Source organism: Pseudoalteromonas prydzensis (assembly GCF_001661495.1).
Taxonomy (GTDB): Bacteria; Pseudomonadota; Gammaproteobacteria; order Enterobacterales; family Alteromonadaceae; genus Pseudoalteromonas; species Pseudoalteromonas prydzensis.
In genome coordinates this window covers 61,902-80,312 of the sequence record NZ_BDDT01000009.1, presented here as the reverse complement: position 1 = coordinate 80,312, position 18,411 = coordinate 61,902, and the positions used below count along the sequence as shown (strand labels likewise).

The 18,411-nt window shown below is 41.6% G+C and carries 14 protein-coding genes; 9 read left to right on the top strand and 5 right to left on the bottom strand.

Features of this window, described 5'->3' with window-relative positions; all coding sequences use genetic code 11:
- Positions 1-5: 5 nt before the first annotated feature.
- A complete protein-coding gene (pabB, locus tag A7968_RS15550) occupies positions 6-1,352 on the bottom strand; it encodes an aminodeoxychorismate synthase component I (protein WP_064667490.1) in 1,347 nt (448 codons plus the stop codon).
- A 164-nt stretch (positions 1,353-1,516) separates the two neighbouring features.
- Here pabB and A7968_RS15545 point away from each other — a divergent pair, with 164 nt between their 5' ends.
- The 7 genes from A7968_RS15545 to A7968_RS15515 all read left to right on the top strand — a co-directional run bounded on the left by A7968_RS15545 (position 1,517) and on the right by A7968_RS15515 (position 14,100).
- The gene (locus A7968_RS15545; protein WP_064667489.1) at positions 1,517-3,043 is read left to right on the top strand and encodes a fumarate hydratase; all 1,527 of its coding nucleotides are present in this window, start codon (positions 1,517-1,519) and stop codon (positions 3,041-3,043) included.
- A gap of 403 nt (positions 3,044-3,446) precedes the next feature.
- The gene (locus tag A7968_RS15540; RefSeq protein ID WP_064667488.1) at positions 3,447-4,487 is read left to right on the top strand and encodes a Leu/Phe/Val dehydrogenase; all 1,041 of its coding nucleotides are present in this window, start codon (positions 3,447-3,449) and stop codon (positions 4,485-4,487) included.
- Positions 4,488-4,612: 125 nt separating this feature from the next.
- On the top strand, positions 4,613-5,248 hold the full coding sequence (locus A7968_RS15535) for a CatA-like O-acetyltransferase (RefSeq protein ID WP_064667487.1): 636 nt from the start codon (positions 4,613-4,615) through the stop codon (positions 5,246-5,248).
- A 185-nt stretch (positions 5,249-5,433) separates the two neighbouring features.
- Positions 5,434-8,343, top strand: a complete 2,910-nt coding sequence (locus A7968_RS15530) for a ligand-binding sensor domain-containing diguanylate cyclase (RefSeq protein ID WP_064667486.1) — start codon at positions 5,434-5,436, stop codon at positions 8,341-8,343.
- 212 nt (positions 8,344-8,555) lie between these two features.
- Positions 8,556-9,794 carry a M23 family metallopeptidase gene (locus A7968_RS15525; protein ID WP_064667485.1) on the top strand — a complete coding sequence of 413 codons (1,239 nt, stop codon included), beginning with the start codon at positions 8,556-8,558 and terminating at the stop codon, positions 9,792-9,794.
- 198 nt (positions 9,795-9,992) lie between these two features.
- Positions 9,993-10,817 carry a M90 family metallopeptidase gene (locus tag A7968_RS15520; RefSeq protein ID WP_064667484.1) on the top strand — a complete coding sequence of 275 codons (825 nt, stop codon included), beginning with the start codon at positions 9,993-9,995 and terminating at the stop codon, positions 10,815-10,817.
- Positions 10,818-10,914: 97 nt separating this feature from the next.
- Positions 10,915-14,100 carry an amidohydrolase family protein gene (locus A7968_RS15515; protein WP_064667483.1) on the top strand — a complete coding sequence of 1,062 codons (3,186 nt, stop codon included), beginning with the start codon at positions 10,915-10,917 and terminating at the stop codon, positions 14,098-14,100.
- Between the two features lie 49 nt (positions 14,101-14,149).
- Here the strand turns inward: A7968_RS15515 and A7968_RS15510 are convergent, their stop codons facing one another.
- Complete coding sequence (locus tag A7968_RS15510; RefSeq protein ID WP_064667482.1) at positions 14,150-14,731, bottom strand: TetR/AcrR family transcriptional regulator; 582 nt, start codon at positions 14,729-14,731, stop codon at positions 14,150-14,152.
- 92 nt (positions 14,732-14,823) lie between these two features.
- Between A7968_RS15510 and A7968_RS15505 the strand changes: the two genes are divergently transcribed.
- A complete protein-coding gene (locus A7968_RS15505; RefSeq protein WP_064667481.1) occupies positions 14,824-15,300 on the top strand; it encodes an HPP family protein in 477 nt (158 codons plus the stop codon).
- Between the two features lie 29 nt (positions 15,301-15,329).
- Here A7968_RS15505 and A7968_RS15500 read toward each other — a convergent pair whose 3' ends face one another.
- Positions 15,330-15,701 (bottom strand): hypothetical protein, encoded by a 372-nt coding sequence (locus tag A7968_RS15500; protein WP_064667480.1) that lies wholly within the window; start codon positions 15,699-15,701, stop codon positions 15,330-15,332.
- 150 nt (positions 15,702-15,851) lie between these two features.
- Here A7968_RS15500 and A7968_RS15495 point away from each other — a divergent pair, with 150 nt between their 5' ends.
- Positions 15,852-16,604 carry a Nif3-like dinuclear metal center hexameric protein gene (locus A7968_RS15495; protein WP_064667479.1) on the top strand — a complete coding sequence of 251 codons (753 nt, stop codon included), beginning with the start codon at positions 15,852-15,854 and terminating at the stop codon, positions 16,602-16,604.
- A gap of 13 nt (positions 16,605-16,617) precedes the next feature.
- Here A7968_RS15495 and A7968_RS15490 read toward each other — a convergent pair whose 3' ends face one another.
- Positions 16,618-17,382, bottom strand: coding sequence for a YdcF family protein (locus A7968_RS15490; protein ID WP_064667552.1), 765 nt, complete (start codon positions 17,380-17,382; stop codon positions 16,618-16,620).
- A gap of 52 nt (positions 17,383-17,434) precedes the next feature.
- Positions 17,435-18,322, bottom strand: coding sequence for a LysR family transcriptional regulator (locus A7968_RS15485; RefSeq protein ID WP_064667478.1), 888 nt, complete (start codon positions 18,320-18,322; stop codon positions 17,435-17,437).
- Positions 18,323-18,411 lie beyond the last annotated feature (89 nt).

The following is an 18,411-nucleotide window of genomic DNA, read 5'->3' as shown; positions in this document are numbered from 1 at the left end:
ATGGGTTACTTCAATAAAGGCAAAATTTTATTTACTTTATCGTAAGTTTCTTGGTATTCCAAATCCACTTGAGAGTCTGCCACAATCCCGCCGCCAGCCCAACAATAAATATGTTGATTATGACAGACTAAGGTGCGAATGGTAATGCTGGTATCCATGTTGCCGCATGCACTTAAGTAACCAATTGAGCCACAGTAAATACTGCGGCGATGCGGTTCTAATTCTTCAATAATTTCCATCGCGCGTATTTTTGGTGCGCCAGTAATAGAGCCTCCGGGGAAAGCAGCTTTGAGCTGATCAACTGCGGTTTTATCATCGGCTAACTGTGCTGTCACGGTGCTAACTAAATGATGCACGGCTGGAAAGCTCTCAATTGCAAACAACGAAGGTACGTGTACGCTGCCTGGCTTGGCAACTTTACCTAAATCGTTACGCAGTAAATCTACAATCATCACATTCTCGGCGCGATCTTTTGCTGAATTTTGTAAGCGAGTGGCTTGTGCGGCATCTTCTTGCGCGTCTTTACAGCGCGGCAAGGTGCCTTTAATAGGCTTAGTTTCAATGTGGCCTTGCTTGATGGCGATAAACCGCTCTGGTGAAATAGACACAATAGCGCCATCGGGGTGATTTATAAAACTAGAGAATGGCGCTTTGTTGGCTTCTCTAAGCGTACAATACGCTTGCCACGGCGAGCCTTGATATTGCGCCGAAAAGCGCTGTGCTAAGTTTATTTGGTAGCAATCACCACTTTTTAGGTAGGCTTGGATTCTGGCAAATTTATCGCTGTATTGAGCAAGGCTCATATTGGAGGACCAGTCACGGGTTATTTCAAACTCAGGATAAACAGGCACTTGCGTTGCTAACGGATCAAGATACAGGGCCTGCCTATCAATATTTGGCTGCGCGATATAAAACCAATGGCCGAGCTGCTTATCGTAAATTAATGCATCTGGATAGAGGCCAATCGCCATTTGTGGCATGGCAATATCATCAATAGCTTGCTTTGGTAAGTGCTCAATTATGCGACCTAAATCGTAACCAAAATAACCCAGCCAACCACCACTAAACGGCAAGTCGTGCTGTGCTTTACTGTTATCAAGCTTGGCAAGCTCGCTTTGGATGACGCTGAAGCTGTCTTGCGTTGTCAGTTTGTCATTAATATAGGTGTGATTATTTTTAACCTCAAGGCGTAGGCTAGGCGCTATCGCAATAAGATCATAACGGCTATTTACATGCTCGCTATTGGCAGAGTCGAGCAGTATTGCATAAGGTAAATCAGCAAAATAAGCGAAAACCTCTACACAGTTGAGTGAAATGTCTAATTGAATACAGGTTTTTTGTTGCTTTATCATCTATTTTTTTACCCTGAAAAACTGGCTCGAAACGGGCTGGGAGGGTATCATAAGTTAAAATTTTTTGGCAGCGTTTAGTGAATAACAAAGGCTGTTACAAACCACCGTCACGGTTTGATTTATGTTACGTGTATAAATACGTAAAGGTAACTTAAGGAACCCCTATGAGTACAATTCGTCAGCAAGACTTTATTGATAGCATTGAAGATGCTCTGCAATATATTTCGTTTTATCACCCACTTGATTTTGTACAAGCACTCGAAAAAGCCTATAACAAAGAGCAAAGTAAAGCAGCGAAAGATGCCATCGCGCAAATTCTAATTAACTCGCGTATGTCGGCTGAAGGTAAGCGTCCACTATGCCAAGACACTGGCATTATCACCTGCTTTGTAAAAGTTGGTATGGATGTGAAGTGGGATAAAACAGATTTAACCGTACAACAAATGGTTGATGAAGGAACGCGTCGTGCTTATTTGAACCCAGATAACCCTTTACGTGCATCGATTGTTGCAGATCCTGCTGGTACACGTAAAAACACCAAAGACAACACGCCATCTGTAGTTCACATTGATTTAGTGGCCGGCGGCGAAGTTGAAGTCATGGTGGCAGCTAAAGGCGGCGGCTCTGAAAATAAAACCAAGATGGTGATGCTAAACCCATCTGATGACGTAGCAGCATGGGTTGAAAAAACTTTACCGACGATGGGCGCTGGTTGGTGTCCACCGGGCATGTTGGGAATAGGTATTGGTGGTACAGCTGAAAAAGCAGCGGTGCTTGCAAAAGAATCACTAATGGATCCTGTTGATATCCATGAGCTTATGGAACGTGGCGCCGAAACTACGGAAGAAAAATTACGTTTAGATATTTTTGAACGTGCAAACAAACTGGGCATTGGTGCACAAGGCCTCGGTGGTTTAACTACGGTCGTTGATGTGAAAATCAAAACTGCGCCGACTCACGCAGCATCAAAACCTGTGGTAATGATCCCTAATTGTGCAGCGACTCGCCATGTTCACTTTACCCTTGATGGTTCAGGCCCTGCGAACTTAAAAGCGCCAAAACTTGAAGATTGGCCAGAAGTAACGTTTGAGGTAGGTGAAGGCACACGTCGTGTTAATTTAAATACGTTAACCAAAGAAGATACCCGTGAATGGAAAATGGGCGAGACAGTATTATTGTCAGGCACTATTTTAACTGGCCGTGATGCGGCGCATAAACGTTTACAAGATATGATCAACTCAGGCGAAGGTTTACCAGAGGGCGTTGATTTTGATAATAAATTTATCTACTACGTTGGCCCAGTTGACGCGGTACGTGATGAAGCGGTAGGCCCAGCAGGCCCTACAACGGCTACCCGTATGGATAAATTTACTGACATGATGTTAGAGAAAACCGGCATCATTGGTATGATTGGTAAAGCAGAGCGTGGTCCAGCAACTGTAGAATCTATCAAAAACAATAAGTCAGTGTATTTGATGGCAGTGGGTGGTGCAGCATACTTAGTATCTAAAGCTATCAAGAAAGCCCGCGTTGTGGCGTTTGAAGACTTAGGTATGGAAGCTATCTACGAGTTTGAAGTAGAAGATATGCCAGTTACCGTTGCAGTTGATAGCGAAGGCGCCAATGCGCATACGCAAGGCCCTGCGATTTGGAAAGCTAAAATTGAAGAGCTAGACGGTAAGTTAAAATAATCCGTCGCTGATTCTGTGCGGTATTTAGCAAATGTTAAATACCGCCGGTCAGATCTGACCAGTTTTAATAATTTCCGCAAACCTCTACATAACTCACTCTATTTAAACATATAGTATCGATTTTCTGGTTGTAATATTTACTTTACACTAAACTTGCCTTTTACGTTCACGTAAAGCTATGATGATGGTTTTTCATTTATTCTGCATTTATATTTTGTATGCCGTACTTTTTATGAATTAAATATGCTGGTTATTGGCTTTATTTCATTTTTTTATGATGTTTCGTTATTTTGATTAGTTTTATCATCTCATATAGTGGTAAGGCGCAATTTGAAGTGATAAAGTCTCGGCAATTTCAGCGTGCATACCCTCTCACGGGTTACAAATTTCGGAGTAAGATAAAGTGGCTGTGTTTAATCAAGTTGACTTTGATAACCACGAACAAGTGGTTTTTTGTGCAGATAAAGAATCAGGCCTTCGAGCAATTATTGCCGTTCATAATACTAACCTAGGCCCAGCTGTAGGCGGATGCAGAATGTGGGATTATGCCAGTGACGACGACGCAGTAGTAGATGCGCTGCGTTTATCAAAAGGTATGACCTATAAAAATGCAGTAGCACGCCTGCCTTTTGGTGGTGGTAAGTCAGTGATCATCGGTAATGCAAAAGAGATTAAATCAGAGCAGTTATTCCGTGCCTTTGGGCGTCAATTAGAACGTTTAAATGGCAGCTATTATTCAGCCGAAGATGTTAATATCACTTGTGATGATGTTGCCATTATGAATAAAGAAACCAACTACGTATTAGGCCTTGAAGGTAAAAGTGGCAATCCATCACCTTTTACTGCCTACGGCACATTTTTAGGTATTAAAGCTGCTTTACAGCATCAACGTGGCCATCAGGACCTAACCGGTATTAAAGTCGCCGTGCAAGGTTTAGGTGCCGTTGCTTATGGTTTATGTAAACATTTACATGAAGCCGGTGCAACTTTGTTTGTTACTGATATCAATCAAGTCGCGATTGACCGTGTTGTAAATGATTTTGCAGCAACTGCGGTGAGCATTGATGAAATATATGACCTTGATGTAGACGTGTATGCACCGTGTGCATTGGGCGCAACAATTAATGATGCAACGATCCCTCGTATTAAAGCGACTATTATTGCAGGGTGTGCGAACAACCAATTAGCAGAGTCGCGTCACGGTGAAATTATTCGTGAAAAAGGCATTTTGTATGCCCCAGACTATGTGATCAACGCTGGCGGTATTATTAATGTTTATTATGAAACTGCGCCAGAAGGTTACTCTGTTGAAGCGTCAAATAAACATGTTGAAGGGATTTATGCTACTCTAACTGAAATTTTTGCACGCAGTGAAAAAGAGCAAAAATCAACGCATTTAATTGCCGATGAGCTAGCACAAGAGATCATCAAAAACGGTTTATAATAGCCGAATACCAATCGTGTTAAGTATTTAAGCCGATTGGTATATAGGCGTGCAATTGCACGCCTTTACTTTACCCAATAAATCCCTCACGATACGCTTACCCTAAGCTGTTTAATTTTAAAATAATGACTCCAATAGATTTAACTTCTTGGCCTCGCCAACAACATTTCTCTTTGTTTAAAGAGTTTACCCAACCTTATTTTAATGTTTGTGTACAGCTCGATATGGCAGCACTTTATCAGTACTGTAAGGCACAACAATATTCATTTTTTCATGCGTATATTTATGCAGCGCTACAGGCGAGTAATGCTTATCAGCCAATGTTGTTGCGCATCATAGATAACATGCCTTGGCAATTAACAGCGCAACGAGCCAGTGTGGTTGAACTTGCCGATGATGATACTTTTCGCTTTAGTTATTTGTTACCAAAGCAAAGCTTTGCTGATTTTCAAGTTCATGCACGTGCTGTGAGTCTGGCAACAAAACAACAACCCTTATTTTCCGAAGCGTTTGCATGCACTGAGGGACAGGCCGACTTGCTGCATATTTCAGTACTACCATGGTTGGATTTTATGAGTTTCTCGCATGCCTTTAGCCAAAGTGATAATTTTGGTATTCCTAAACTAGTGTTTGGTAAGTTTAATGCTAAAACGGGGAAAATGCCGTTTTCTATAGATGTGCATCATGCCTTAATGGATGGATTGCATGTGGCTAAGTTTATTGAACAACTGCAACGCTGTATTGATGATTTTTGTGTTTAGAGCCGTTTAGTTTAGACGTAAACAAATTGTGTTATTTAGTTAATGAAAATAAAATTAAGACTATGTTAGTATAATTACCGAATAGTGAAATATAATGATAATTAACTACTAATAAATCATTATTAATTTAGTTTGTGTTAGTGCTAAGTTGTTAGCCCGCCATAATTACAAAGGCGTTTAGTGTAATGATTCGTTCAGGTCTTTGCTTTTTCATTTTTGTTATGTTCAGTAGCCTGGCTGCTGAACAAACTCGTTTACCTCTTAATGATTATTTCGCTGAAACATGGAATACCCGCTCAGGTTTACCTCACAATAGTATTAATAGTGTTGCACAAACCAACGATGGCTATGTGTGGATTGCGACTTGGGAAGGGCTAGCCCGTTTTAATGGGCGTGAATTTAAGTTATTTACTCGCTCAGAAATAACTGGTTTACCTGATTCTGGTTTACGCAGCCTAGCCCCCCAAGCTGATGGCAGTTTGTATATTTCAGGTGCACGCGGTGGTGTTGGTCATTTAAAAGAGCGACAGTGGATTGCGCAAAATGATGCGTCAGCGATGGTCAATTACATATTAAAAACGCGCACTGGTGAAATGTGGTTAGCACTTGAAGGCGAAGGGGTGACATATCGTGAGTTTGATAATGGGCCTGAACATCAGGTTTTAGTCAATCTAAGCGCATATAGATTAGTTGAAGATGACAATGGTTTGATTTGGGCCGCTACCAGTGATGGCTTGTATCGAATTGAAAATAAAATAGCACAGTTAGTCACAGCAAATAGCGGGTTACCGAATAATTCTATTTACTCTTTATTATTAACTAAGCAAGGCCAACTTATTGTCGCTGGTGAAAAAGGTGCGTGGCGATTAGTGGGTGATATGTTTGAAAGCATCCATCAACTTGATGGGGAGTCTATTTCTAGCTTGTTACAAGATGATCATGATGACATTTGGTTTGGTACGATAAATAAAGGCCTATTTAGGCTCAGTGAAATAGGCTTAGAGCAACTGGATGCCGAGGCTGGTTTGCCGGCAAATCGTATTTTATCGTTAATGCAAGATCGTGAAAAAAGTATCTGGGTTGGCACCAACGGCGGTGTCTATCGATTACGGGAAGCGCCTTTTTCGTCATGGACAAAAAAACGCGGGCTCAACGGGGACTATGTACGCAGTGTGCTGTCTCGCGCAGATGGCAGTATGTGGGTGGGCAGTAGTTTAGGCTTAAATCGTATTATTAATGATAAAGTTGAGCTGATAAAACCCGCATTTGATCAGGATCCTTTATCCATTCTCAGCTTAGCTGAAGATAATCAAGGCAATGTGTGGGTTGGTACTTATACCAGCGGTTTAATGCGCGTTATTGATAAAAAAATCTACCCAGTCATTAATCGTGATAATGGTTTGCTTAGTAACGAAGTTAGAGCTCTTTTGTTTGATAATGAACAGCGCTTATGGGTCGGCTCTGCTGCAGGCTTAACACGTATCGATGCTGATGGTTCATTAACTCAATTTACAACCAAGCAAGGGCTACCAGGTGATTTTATTATGGCGCTTGCTCTTGATAGCCATGGCAATATTTGGGTTGGCACAGGTGTAGGTGTTGCCATGTTTAATAGCGCGCTTGGAGAATTTAAAGGGCAGGCATTTCCTAAACAATTTAATGCAAAATATGCATTTGGTTTTTACGCTCAACAAGATTTTATGTGGATGACCACAGACAGAGGTTTAATTCGCTTTAATGTTATCACGGGCGATATTGCTATGTTGGGCCGTGAGCAAGGCTTACCGGTTGATAAGCTCTTTCAGTTAGTGGCGCAAAGCGACTTGTTTTGGCTGTCGAGTAACCGCGGTATTATTCAAGTTAAGCAGCAACAAGTGAATGATTTTTTAGATGATCCAATCAACACGAGGGGCCAAAAATTACAGTACCAGCTCTATGATGAAGGTGATGGTATGCTTAGCGCCCAGGCCAATGGTGGTTCTAACCCAGCTGCAACACTACATAACGACGGCAGTATTTGGTTTGCGACTTCGCAAGGTGCCAGTACAGTTATCCCTGAGCGTATAAAAAAAACCACGCAAATATCACTGCCAACAGTCATTGAAAATTTATACGTTGATGGTAAAAATACCCCCTTATTATACGACGAAGAAGTCTTATTTTTACCGCCAAGTACGTCGCGGTTATCATTTCATTATGCTGGCTTGAGTTTTATTATGCCGCAGAGACTCAATTTCCAAACAAAATTACTGGGTTATAATAATGAATGGGTTAATCGTCAGCGCTTAACAATTACAGAATATACAAACCTTGCGCCGGGTAAATACACTTTTATGGTAAGAGCGGGATACCCAAATAGTCCGTGGCAAGATAATTATAAAACCGTTAACTTTGTTATTCAGTCATATTTTTGGCAAAAAACAAGCTTCAAACTGGTGATGTTTTTTTCGTTACTAGTGCTTGCATACGGCGTGTATCAATATCGTCTTTATCATTATAAAAACATTGAAAAACAGCTCACTATTCGTGTTGAGCAACAAACCAGAGACTTACAACAACAAACGGATGCATTTGCGCATCAAGCAACTCATGACCAGTTGACGGATTTACCAAATCGTCGTGCTTTTGATAGCTGGTTAGCTGATAACTTTACCGACTTTAAACAGCAAGCTTTACCTTTGGCTATTGCGATTATGGATATCGATCATTTCAAACGAATTAATGATGGCTGGTCACATATTATTGGCGATCGGGTAATTTGTGTCGTTGCTCACCTGTTAAGCCAGTGTGGTGAGAATGACGCGAGTCTTGTCGCTCGCTGGGGTGGTGAGGAATTTACGTTACTATTCCCTAATAAAACTGCGCAACAAGCCGCGCAATTGTGTGAAGAGCTACGCCAGGAAATTGCAAACTACGATTTCTCAAATATTGCCAGTGGGCTAACTGTTACGGTTAGCTTTGGTGTAGCAGACTCATTGACTGTTAATGATTATGATCGGTTACTAGCGCAAGCAGATCAGGCATTATATAAAGCAAAAAGTAATGGTCGAAATAGGGTGGAGGTAACATCTGCTGAAACATTTACTGTTGGGTAGTTGAAACCTTTGCATGATTTTTTGCAATTAATAATTGTGTGCATTTTGTACATTTTGTTTATAGCTAAGAAAACTCGCTACAGGCTGCACTATATCAGGTACATAAAATATATTTATGCAAGCATAAAAACATTTTATTAACATAATTTTAACCTTGATGCTATACCTTTTGTTCCCAGTTAGGGATTTTTACTCTGGAAAAGGAACAAAAGATGAAAAATAATATAATTAATATTGCATTAGCAAGTGCCTTAGGTGTGTCACCTGTGGTGTTTGCTGAAGGGCATAAGCACGATGATTTTTCGTTTACAGCTCAGTCTATTGAATCACTAAAATTAAATGCTTTACTGGTTGTTGATGATACTCAGTTTGTATTCAATAATGAATTATTGAATAAAGATTGGGATAATTTTTTTGCTCTACATGCCCCTGCACTAGAAGATAAAAAAGAGCTTATTTTGCATTGGGCAGGTTACACCAGTATTAACCCGAAAATCATTCTAGCCTTGATTGAGCAGCAAAGTGGTTTGCTGTCTAACCCTGATGCTGATTTCGCAGCTCCGTTAATAGGTTTATCTGATGAGCAGGGTTTTGACGCGCAAGTAGAAGATCTAGTAACAAAATTAAGCCAGCGGTTTTATGCTTACAAACAGTGGCAAGATAGTCAAGTGACGGCAACAACATCAAAATATACAAGTACAGCTATATCTAATCAGGCGAGTAGTAATAGCAGCACTGCAGCAACTGCGGCCTTGGTTAGTGTATTTAAAAAACGTAATAAATTGGCAGTGGATCAGGATATCGTTAATCACTCTAATGACGATTTAACCGTTTTTTTGGCCACTTTTGATCGTTTATTTCCCGAAAGTAGTGCGCAGTTAGAACGCTCATCAAAAAGCACAGTGCAAAGTGCTGAACAACAATTCGTTGCTGCCAGCTTTTCTATGAATTTACCTTGGCCATCTGGTTACTGGTATAGCGGTGGTGCTCATTCAAATACAGGCTCTGGTTATCCATATTCATCACTTGATTTTAACAATGGTTCAGGTAACTGGGGCAGTAATACGCCCTATGTGCAAGCGGCTCATGGCGGTACAGTGACACGTTTTTCATCGTGTAATATCCGCGTAACTCATTCTAGTGGTTATTCAACCAATTATTATCATATGTCTAATCTGCAATATAACAGTGGCGATTATGTACAACCTGGCGCATGGCTTGGTCGCTATGCTAATAGCTATAATCAAGCATTATGTGAAGGCGGGCAATCGTCAGGCCCGCATGTACATTTCACGTTGCTATATAACGGCCAGCAGGTGTCACTGCATAATCAGTACATCAGTGGGCATCGTATCGACGTAGGTAATAGTAACTATGATGATAACTGTAACCGCTTCTACTTTGAACGTAATGGCTACCGCACGTGTGCATGGCAGCCTCTATATCGTTAATTTTATGGCCTTATAGCCTGTTATTAGATTAACAGGATGTATGCAGCCGCAGATCTTACATAACCTGAACTCTGGATACTAAATCAGTCTCCAGAGTTCGGATTAAATAGGTATGCGGCTTTTTATTTGTAGTTAACTAATTGAATTTACCAGCCAACGGACATATTAATACTGCATAGCTTTTTAGTGGACACTAATATGGTAAACGGATTATTAATGCTGGCGCTGATTGCGTTTGTGGTTGTTTATTGGCGATGGCCAATAATCCAAAATCGATTGTGGCAAAGGAAATACCAAGACTTCCGTTTAAACGACCAACAAAAAGCGTTGTTACTTCGCTGCATGCCAATTTACCAAAAAATGACTGACAGCGACCGTGAAAAATTAGAGCGCCATATTGTATGGTTTTTAAATGAGAAACGTTTTATCGGCTGTGATGGCTTAAAGCTCAATGATGCAATGAAGCTAATTGTTGCTGCTGACGCATGCGTTTTAGTGCTCAATAAACCATGGCCATTATATCAAAATGTGAAAGAAATTCTGCTTTACCCAAGTGCATATTATGCCCCGCAAACGTCACGTGACAGCGCGGGCTTGGTGAGTTATCACAACACAGTGCGCCAAGGAGAGTCATGGCCTGGCGGGACATTAGTGCTGAGTTGGCATGATGTATTAGAAGGTAACCGCTTGCCCAGTGATGGCCACAATTTAGTGTTTCATGAATTTGCGCATCAGCTTGATCAAGAAACAGGGCAAACAACCGGTACGCCGTTGTTAGCAAAGCAAACGGATTATCAACAGTGGGGGCGTGTTTTTAGCCGTGCCTATAACCAGTTAAAAACTCATGTGGCTTATAATATGCCGCATGTTATTCATAGCTATGGCGCGACCAATGAAGCCGAATTTTTTGCTGTACTCACAGAGACCTTCCTTGAAAAACCCGCAGAGCTGCGCCACTACGACCCTGAAATATATAGTTTGTTGGTCGGTTATTACCAGTTTGACCCAATAAAATGGCATTAACCGCCAAATAACCGCGCTTTATCAGATATAGCTGGTAACGCGTGGCTATTTTTGGTGCAATTAAAAACAATAAACAACAAGAACAAGCGAGAAATCGATGAAAAAGTTATTTCAAACTGCGTTAGCTGTATCAATATCGCTAGCTCTGTGTCCGAGTTTACAAGCAGCTGAACACAAAGAAGATAAAAAATGGCAAGTAGATGCCCCGCAAGGGCAATTTGCAGATGCGGCCATCAGTGTCTCACAAGGCACATGGATGAACATTGATGTTAGCCCTGATGGTAAAACCATCGTATTTGATTTACTCGGTGATATTTATACTATGCCTATGGCGGGTGGCACGGCGGTGCAGCTTACTTCAGATATTGCATGGCAAATGCAGCCACGGTTTAGCCCTGATGGAAAGCATATTGCGTTTACCTCAGATCAAGGTGGCGGCGATAATATTTGGCTAATGGATGTAAACGGTGAAAACCAAACGCCGGTGACTGATGAAACGTTTCGTTTACTCAATAGCCCAGCGTGGAGCCCTGATGGTGATTACATAGTCGCTCGTAAGCATTTTACAGCAACTCGCTCATTGGGCGCAGGTGAGGTTTGGCTATATCACAAAGCCGGTGGTAAAGGTGTACAGCTAACACAACGAGACAATGATCAAAAAGATTTAGGTGAGCCGATGTTCTCACCGGATGGTCGTTATGTGTACTTTTCTCATGATGCAACACCGGGTAAAACTTTCCATTACTCAAAAGATTCGGTTGCTGGTATTTATAAAATAAAGCGTTATGACCGCGAAACGGGTGAGATTGAGACGATTATTGATGGTGTAGGTGGTGCAATTCGCCCAACGCCTTCTCCTGATGGCAAAAAACTCGCGTATATCAAGCGTGATGATTTTCAAACGAGCCTCTATTTATATGATTTAACGAGCGGAAAACACACTAAGTTATACGATAAGCTTGAGCGTGATATGCAAGAGACTTGGGCTATCCACGGAGTATATCCAACGATTGCCTGGACACCGGATAATGAAGAGCTGGTATTTTGGGCTGGTGGCACTATCCACAAACTTGATGTCAGTGATGGTAATGTAGAAACAGTGCCATTTACAGTTAAAACCAGTAAGAAAATTCAAAAAGCAGTCCGCTTTACGCAAAACATTGATAGTGATGAATTTGATGTAAAAATGCTCCGTAATGTACAAGTGTCACCTGATGGTGAAACGGCTATTTTTGAAGCGCTAGGACATATTTATAAGCGTGATTTAGAGTCAGGTAAAGTCCAACGTTTAACTAAACAAAACGACCATTTTGAGTTGTTTGCGCAGTTTTCACGCGATGGTAAAAAAATTGTTTATGTAACTTGGGACGATAATGAGCAAGGTGCTGTCCGTGTTGTATCTGCGCGCAGTGGGCGTGGTGATGATATTACGACTGAGCCAGGTAAATATGTTGAGCCGACATTTAGCCCTGATGGTAAAACGGTGGTATATCGCAAAGCTTCAGGTGGCAGTATTTTAAACCCTGATTGGTCTTTGCACCCTGGTATTTATGCCGTTAGTAGCAAAGGAGGTAAAGCAGAGCTAATTACTAAAAGTGGTTATCAGCCACAATTTGCAGCAGCAAATGATCGTATTTATGTAATGAGCCCGTGGCCAAAACCAACTTTGAGTATGGTTGAGCTGGATTCTAAAAAAATCTCTAAATTGTATGAATCTGAGCATGCCACTGAGTTTAGAGTATCGCCGGATGGCAAATACTTAGCTTTTGCTGAGCGCTTTAAAGTGTTTGTTACTCCCTTAGTGCAAAGTGGTAAAACCATTAATATTGGTCCTAAAGACAGTCAGTTCCCAATCGAACAGTTATCTGTGCGCGCCGGTGAGAATATTAGCTGGAGCACTAATAGCGATAAGTTGTATTGGAGCTTAGGTCCTGAACTTTATCATGCGAGTTTAGCGGGTTTGTTTGATATAGATAAAGCTGATGATGTCGATTTCAAAGTAAAAAGCGGTGATAACATTGGTTTCACCACTAAAATGGCTGAACCTAAAGGTATGATAGCACTAACTGGTGCGCGCATCATCACTATGCAAGGTGAGCAAGTAATTGAAAATGCTGTATTACTCACTGATGGTAAGCATATTAAAGCCGTTGGCAATGCAGCAGATGTAAGCATTCCAAAAGATGCCAAAGTGATTGATGTTACAGGCAAAACGATTATGCCTGGCATTGTTGATGCACATGCCCATGGCTCACAAGCCAGTGATGAAATCATTCCTGAGCAAAACTGGAAAAACTTAGCAGGGTTATCGCTGGGTGTAACTACTATTCATGATCCATCAAACGATACGACGGAAATTTTTGCTGCCAGCGAAATGCAAAAAGCAGGAAGCATCGTTGGTCCGCGTATCTTCTCAACCGGTACTATTTTATATGGCGCCAATATGCCTGGTTATACGTCGCATATTGATTCATTAGAAGATGCTAAATTTCACCTAGAGCGTTTAAAGAAAGTTGGCGCGTTTAGTGTGAAGTCATATAACCAACCTCGTCGAGAGCAACGCCAGCAAGTAATCGAAGCGGGTAGAGAGCTGGAAATGATGGTGGTGCCAGAAGGTGGCTCATTATTGCAACATAACTTAACTATGGTGGTTGATGGCCACACTGGGATTGAGCATTCAATACCAGTGGCGAATATTTACGACGATATAAAGCAGCTTTGGTCACAAAGTGATGTGGGCTATACGCCAACCTTAGGGGTTGCTTATGGCGGTATTTGGGGTGAGAACTATTGGTACGATAAAACAGATGTATGGAATCACCCGCGCTTGAGTAAATTCGTGCCGAAAAATCAATTGCTACCGCGTTCAATGCGTCGCGTTAAAGCACCCGATCACCACTATAATCACTTTAATAATGCCCGTGTCGCAAAAGAGCTACAAGATTTAGGCGTGTTAGTGAACTTAGGTGCGCATGGCCAGCGCGAAGGACTTGCTGCACATTGGGAGATCTGGATGTTTGCCCAAGGCGGTATGACACCACTTGAAGCAATTCGTGCCGCAACACTTGATCCGGCTAAATACATTGGCCTTGATAAAAACATTGGCTCACTAGAAGTTGGTAAACTTGCTGATTTAATCGTGATTGACGGCAATCCACTGACCAATATCCGTGACACGGATAAGGTGGATTACACGATGATCAATGGTCGCCTGTTTGATGCTGCAACAATGAATGAAGTAGGTCAAAAACAACGCGATAAACTGTTCTTTGAAGAGCAATAGATAACTCGCTCTATGCATAATAACTAAGCGGCTTCAATAGCCGCTTTTTTTATGCTTGCGCATCCATTAACTGAGCTAAAAACTCAGGGTTTTGTAAATAGTGATTTGTTGTATGCGTGACGCGTGCTTGGCATATCATGCCTTCTTTTAGAGTCATTAGTAAGTGCGCCATCTGAGTCGCTTTAGTTGGCTGATGTTGCAGTTGTGTAGTTTGACTGAGTGTGTTGATGAGTAGCTCTAACACAGCTTGCTTATGTGCTGCACATTGTAAAGCGATTGGGTGATCCGGCTCTGGGTATTCGGCCGAGGTATTAATAAAAAAACAGCCATTAAAATCGCCTAGCTCAGGCACTTTATTATCTATCCAACGCGCGATAGCACTAAATAATGCACCGGCAACCTGTTGTGGTGTTGCACAGTCTGCAATTTGATTACTTAGCCAGCGATTAAAACGTTGATCCCTTACCTCCAGGCAGGCACAGATCAGCTCATCTTTACTAACAAAATGGTTATAAAGTGTTTTTTTCGCCACATTCGCCTGTTTTAGTATTTCGTTTATACCTACGCTGTGGATGCCTTTTTGATAGAAGGTATTCAGCGCAGTATTTATTATGTGGGTGCGTTTATCCATATTCACTCCTAAAAATGTAAGCTTGACACAAGTAGACCGACTTGTCTACACTGCGCATGTAGACAGCTCGGTCTACTTGTTTGGAGGTGACTATGAATTATTCGTTGTATAAAGCACTCAATGCGGGTGTATTTTCTGCAATAACAATATTGGTGTTGGCGTATTTAGAAAGTTTAGGAAATTATGGAGTGTGGTTAATGGCCCCGTTTGGTGCAACAGCCGTGTTAGTATTTGGTGTACCACAGAGCCCGCTAGCTAAAGCAAAAAACGTGATAGTAGGACATTTTTTGACTGCGCTAATAGGTGTGGCTTTTGTGAGTTTTGTGGGGACTGATCCAATAAGTATTGCCCTCGCCACAGGCTTTGCAATAACAGCAATGATGCTTACAGATACAATCCATCCAGCGGCGGGAGCAAACCCTATTTTGATCATAGTAACCGGGCAAAGTTGGGATTTCTTGTTTATGCCAGTGTTGCTAGGAACAGTATTTATAGTGCTCTGCGGTACATTAGCGAATGGCGCAAATAAAAGAGTGGGGCAGTACGTCACGTACAAAAAAACCGCTTAAAAGCGGTTTTTTTATAATACTAAATTAGCTTACACAACACCGCGCGGTAGGCGACAATCGTGATCTTTTTCAGCTAGGTACACAATCCATAGCTCTTCGGCTGTGTAGCCATCTTCATTAGCTGTAATAACAGTAAATGGTGCTTTTTTATCAGCTGCTTTTACTGGCGCTTCAGTTTTAGTTTTTGTTTTTTTCGCTGGCGCTTTAGCGGTAGGTTGTTCAGCAGTTTTACCAGATGTTAGCTGCTCAGTTAGCTCAGCTACATCCGCGAGGCGTAAATTCTTCCCGCCGTCGATGCTATACCAACCAGGTTTAGTGGTTATTTCAGGTTTCTTACCATTGGCTGCTTCATATGCTGCTTCAAAGGCATTTAATACTTCTGTTTTGTCTAGTTTGCTCATCAGAGGCCCTATACGTTGTAAACACAGATTGAGAATATTTATTTATACCTATTTTTGACTTACTTTTCAATTTTTTGCGATTTTCCTTCCATTTTAACCCTATAAACGCCAAAATTTGCACAGAATTTAACGCCAATCTGGAATAATAAAATGCAGCGCAGAGAATTTAACCACTTATTAAATACTATTTTAAGACCTGATTCTATCCAAGACTTTTGTCCAAACGGATTACAAGTTGAAGGGCGTGAGCAGGTCAAAAAAATTGTGACAGGTGTCACTGCCAGTCAAGCATTAATAGATGCTGCAATTAGTCATCACGCCGATACAATATTAGTTCATCATGGCTATTTTTGGAAAGGTGAAGCGCAGCCAATTACAGGCATGAAAAAACGTCGTATTGCAGCGCTGCTTGAGCACGATATAAATTTATTTGCTTATCATTTACCGCTTGATGTTCATCCAGTGATAGGCAATAACGCGCAACTTGCCCAATTACTAGAGTTAGAGATGACTGAAGGCTTAGAGCCTGTGGCCAATAGTGTCGCAGTAAAAGGGCGGTTAAAAACCCCGATGAGTGGTGAGCAGTTTGCACAAAAAATAGCAAAAGTGTTAAACCGAGAGCCATTAGTTAGTTTAGTACGTGATGAACCTATTGAAACAATTGCTTGGTGTACCGGTGGCGGGCAAGGGTATATCGATTTAGCAGCAAGCCTAGGGATAGATGCTTACCTAACTGGTGAGGCGTCAGAGCAAACCATTCATAGCTCTCGAGAACAGCAAATTGACTTTTTTGCGGCTGGGCATCATGCCACCGAGCGGTATGGCGTCAAAGCCCTCGGTGAGTTACTGGCTGAGCAACATGGCTTTGATGTAACCTTTATTGATATAGATAACCCCGTTTAAACCCACAGTTGATTTAAAGCGCTTCTGGATCAATCCAGCGGCGCATGCTGATCCACGCACTTCCTAGTACTTCATGCCAATAGTTGGTAACGGCCTTCAGCACTTCTACATTTGGAATATATTGTTTGTAGGTAGGCCAAGCGGAGAAATCATAAAAATCGGTTGCAGCGGGGATCACATCAACGCCTTGGGCGTTAAATAAATTGGTTGCCCTTGCCATGTGGCTGGCAGAGGTAACCAGCGCCACTTTAAAATCAACAAGGCTTGGTGCTAACAGCTTGGCTTCGTCTGCAGTATCCATGGCTGCGGGGTTTTGTTTGATGCGCGCGGCATTAATCCCTAAACTAATTGCTGTTTGTTGCATTAAGCTACTATTGGTGATTTTTCCATAGCCACCACCGGAAACAATGAGTTGTGCATTAGGGTAAATATTAGCTAACCGCAGGCCTTCAACTAAGCGGCTTTTAGCGCAATTGCCCAGTTGACTATTAGCGTTAAGCTGTGGGTTGGGGTTCACGTCACAACCTAGTACCACTATTTTATCGAGTGTTGGCTGTTTATTTGCGAGAAAGGTGTATTTTAATTGCGAATTGGGATCTATTATTTTTTGGCCGATAAAGGGAGTGCTAATAAGTAATAAACAGCTGATCGCAATGAGACCAACATACGCGCTGAATTTATTGCTGCGCAGGGCGATAAGCAGACCGATAAAGCACAACAAACCCAACAAAGGTAACGGCATGAGCATTGAGCCGAGGATTTTTTTCAATTCAAACATTACAGTAGCACACATAAAAAGGTTTTTTGTATGCTACTGCGTTACTGTTATTTTATCGACCGTTATTTAACTTACAGGTATTTAAAAAATGGCGATAAACTGGATTGTCTTTCATATTCTTTTTCATTGCTAAATACATAGGTCGAGTTAGCCCCAACGCACCCAATGGAATTGATTTTATTAACCCTTGGCTTTCGTAAGGTGTTACTAACCAATCTGGTAGTGCCGCAACGCCCATTCCTGCGCTGACAAGTTGAAAAATCAGCAAGCCTTGGTCAACGGTTTTTAAGGTGCCGTCAAAACGGGCATTTTGGATAAAATGCTTAAATATATCCTGACGCTCCCGAGGGATCGGGTAGGAAATAATGGTTTCATTTTTTAGATCAAGCGCGGTGACATAGGCTTTTTTTGCTAGCTCATGATCAGGGGCAACAATAAGCTTAAGCTTAAAATCAAATAAATGTGCATATTCAAGTTTATCTGGTTCACGAATATCTGAGGTTAATACTAAATCCAGTTCATCACTGAGCAGATCTGGTATAGCGTCATAGCTAAAGCCGCGTTCGTAATCCACTTTGATATCTGGCCAAAAGTTATTGAATTCCTTTATTGTCGGGAGTAACCAATGGAAACAGGCGTGGCATTCTACACTTAAGCGTAATTGCGAAATAGGCTGATTAAGGCTTTCTTTTAAACGACACTTGGTTGCTTCAACACGAGGGAGTACTTCGTTTGCAAGTTCAAGCAAAAGCATACCTTGCGGCGTAAAACGCACCGGTTGCGTTTTACGTTCAAACAGTTGGCAATCCAGCTTGTTTTCTAAGTCCTTGATTTGGTGTGATAAAGCTGATTGTGTTAGAAATAACTCCCGCGCAGTATTCACCAAAGAACCGGTTTCTTTCAAGGTTGCGATGGTCTTTAAATGTTTTACATCAATCATCTTTAATAATTCTCATGGTAAAAGTGAGTCGAACTCAGATTACAGACATAATACGCTTTTGCTAAAGGTGTTTCAACGTCTAGATGGCT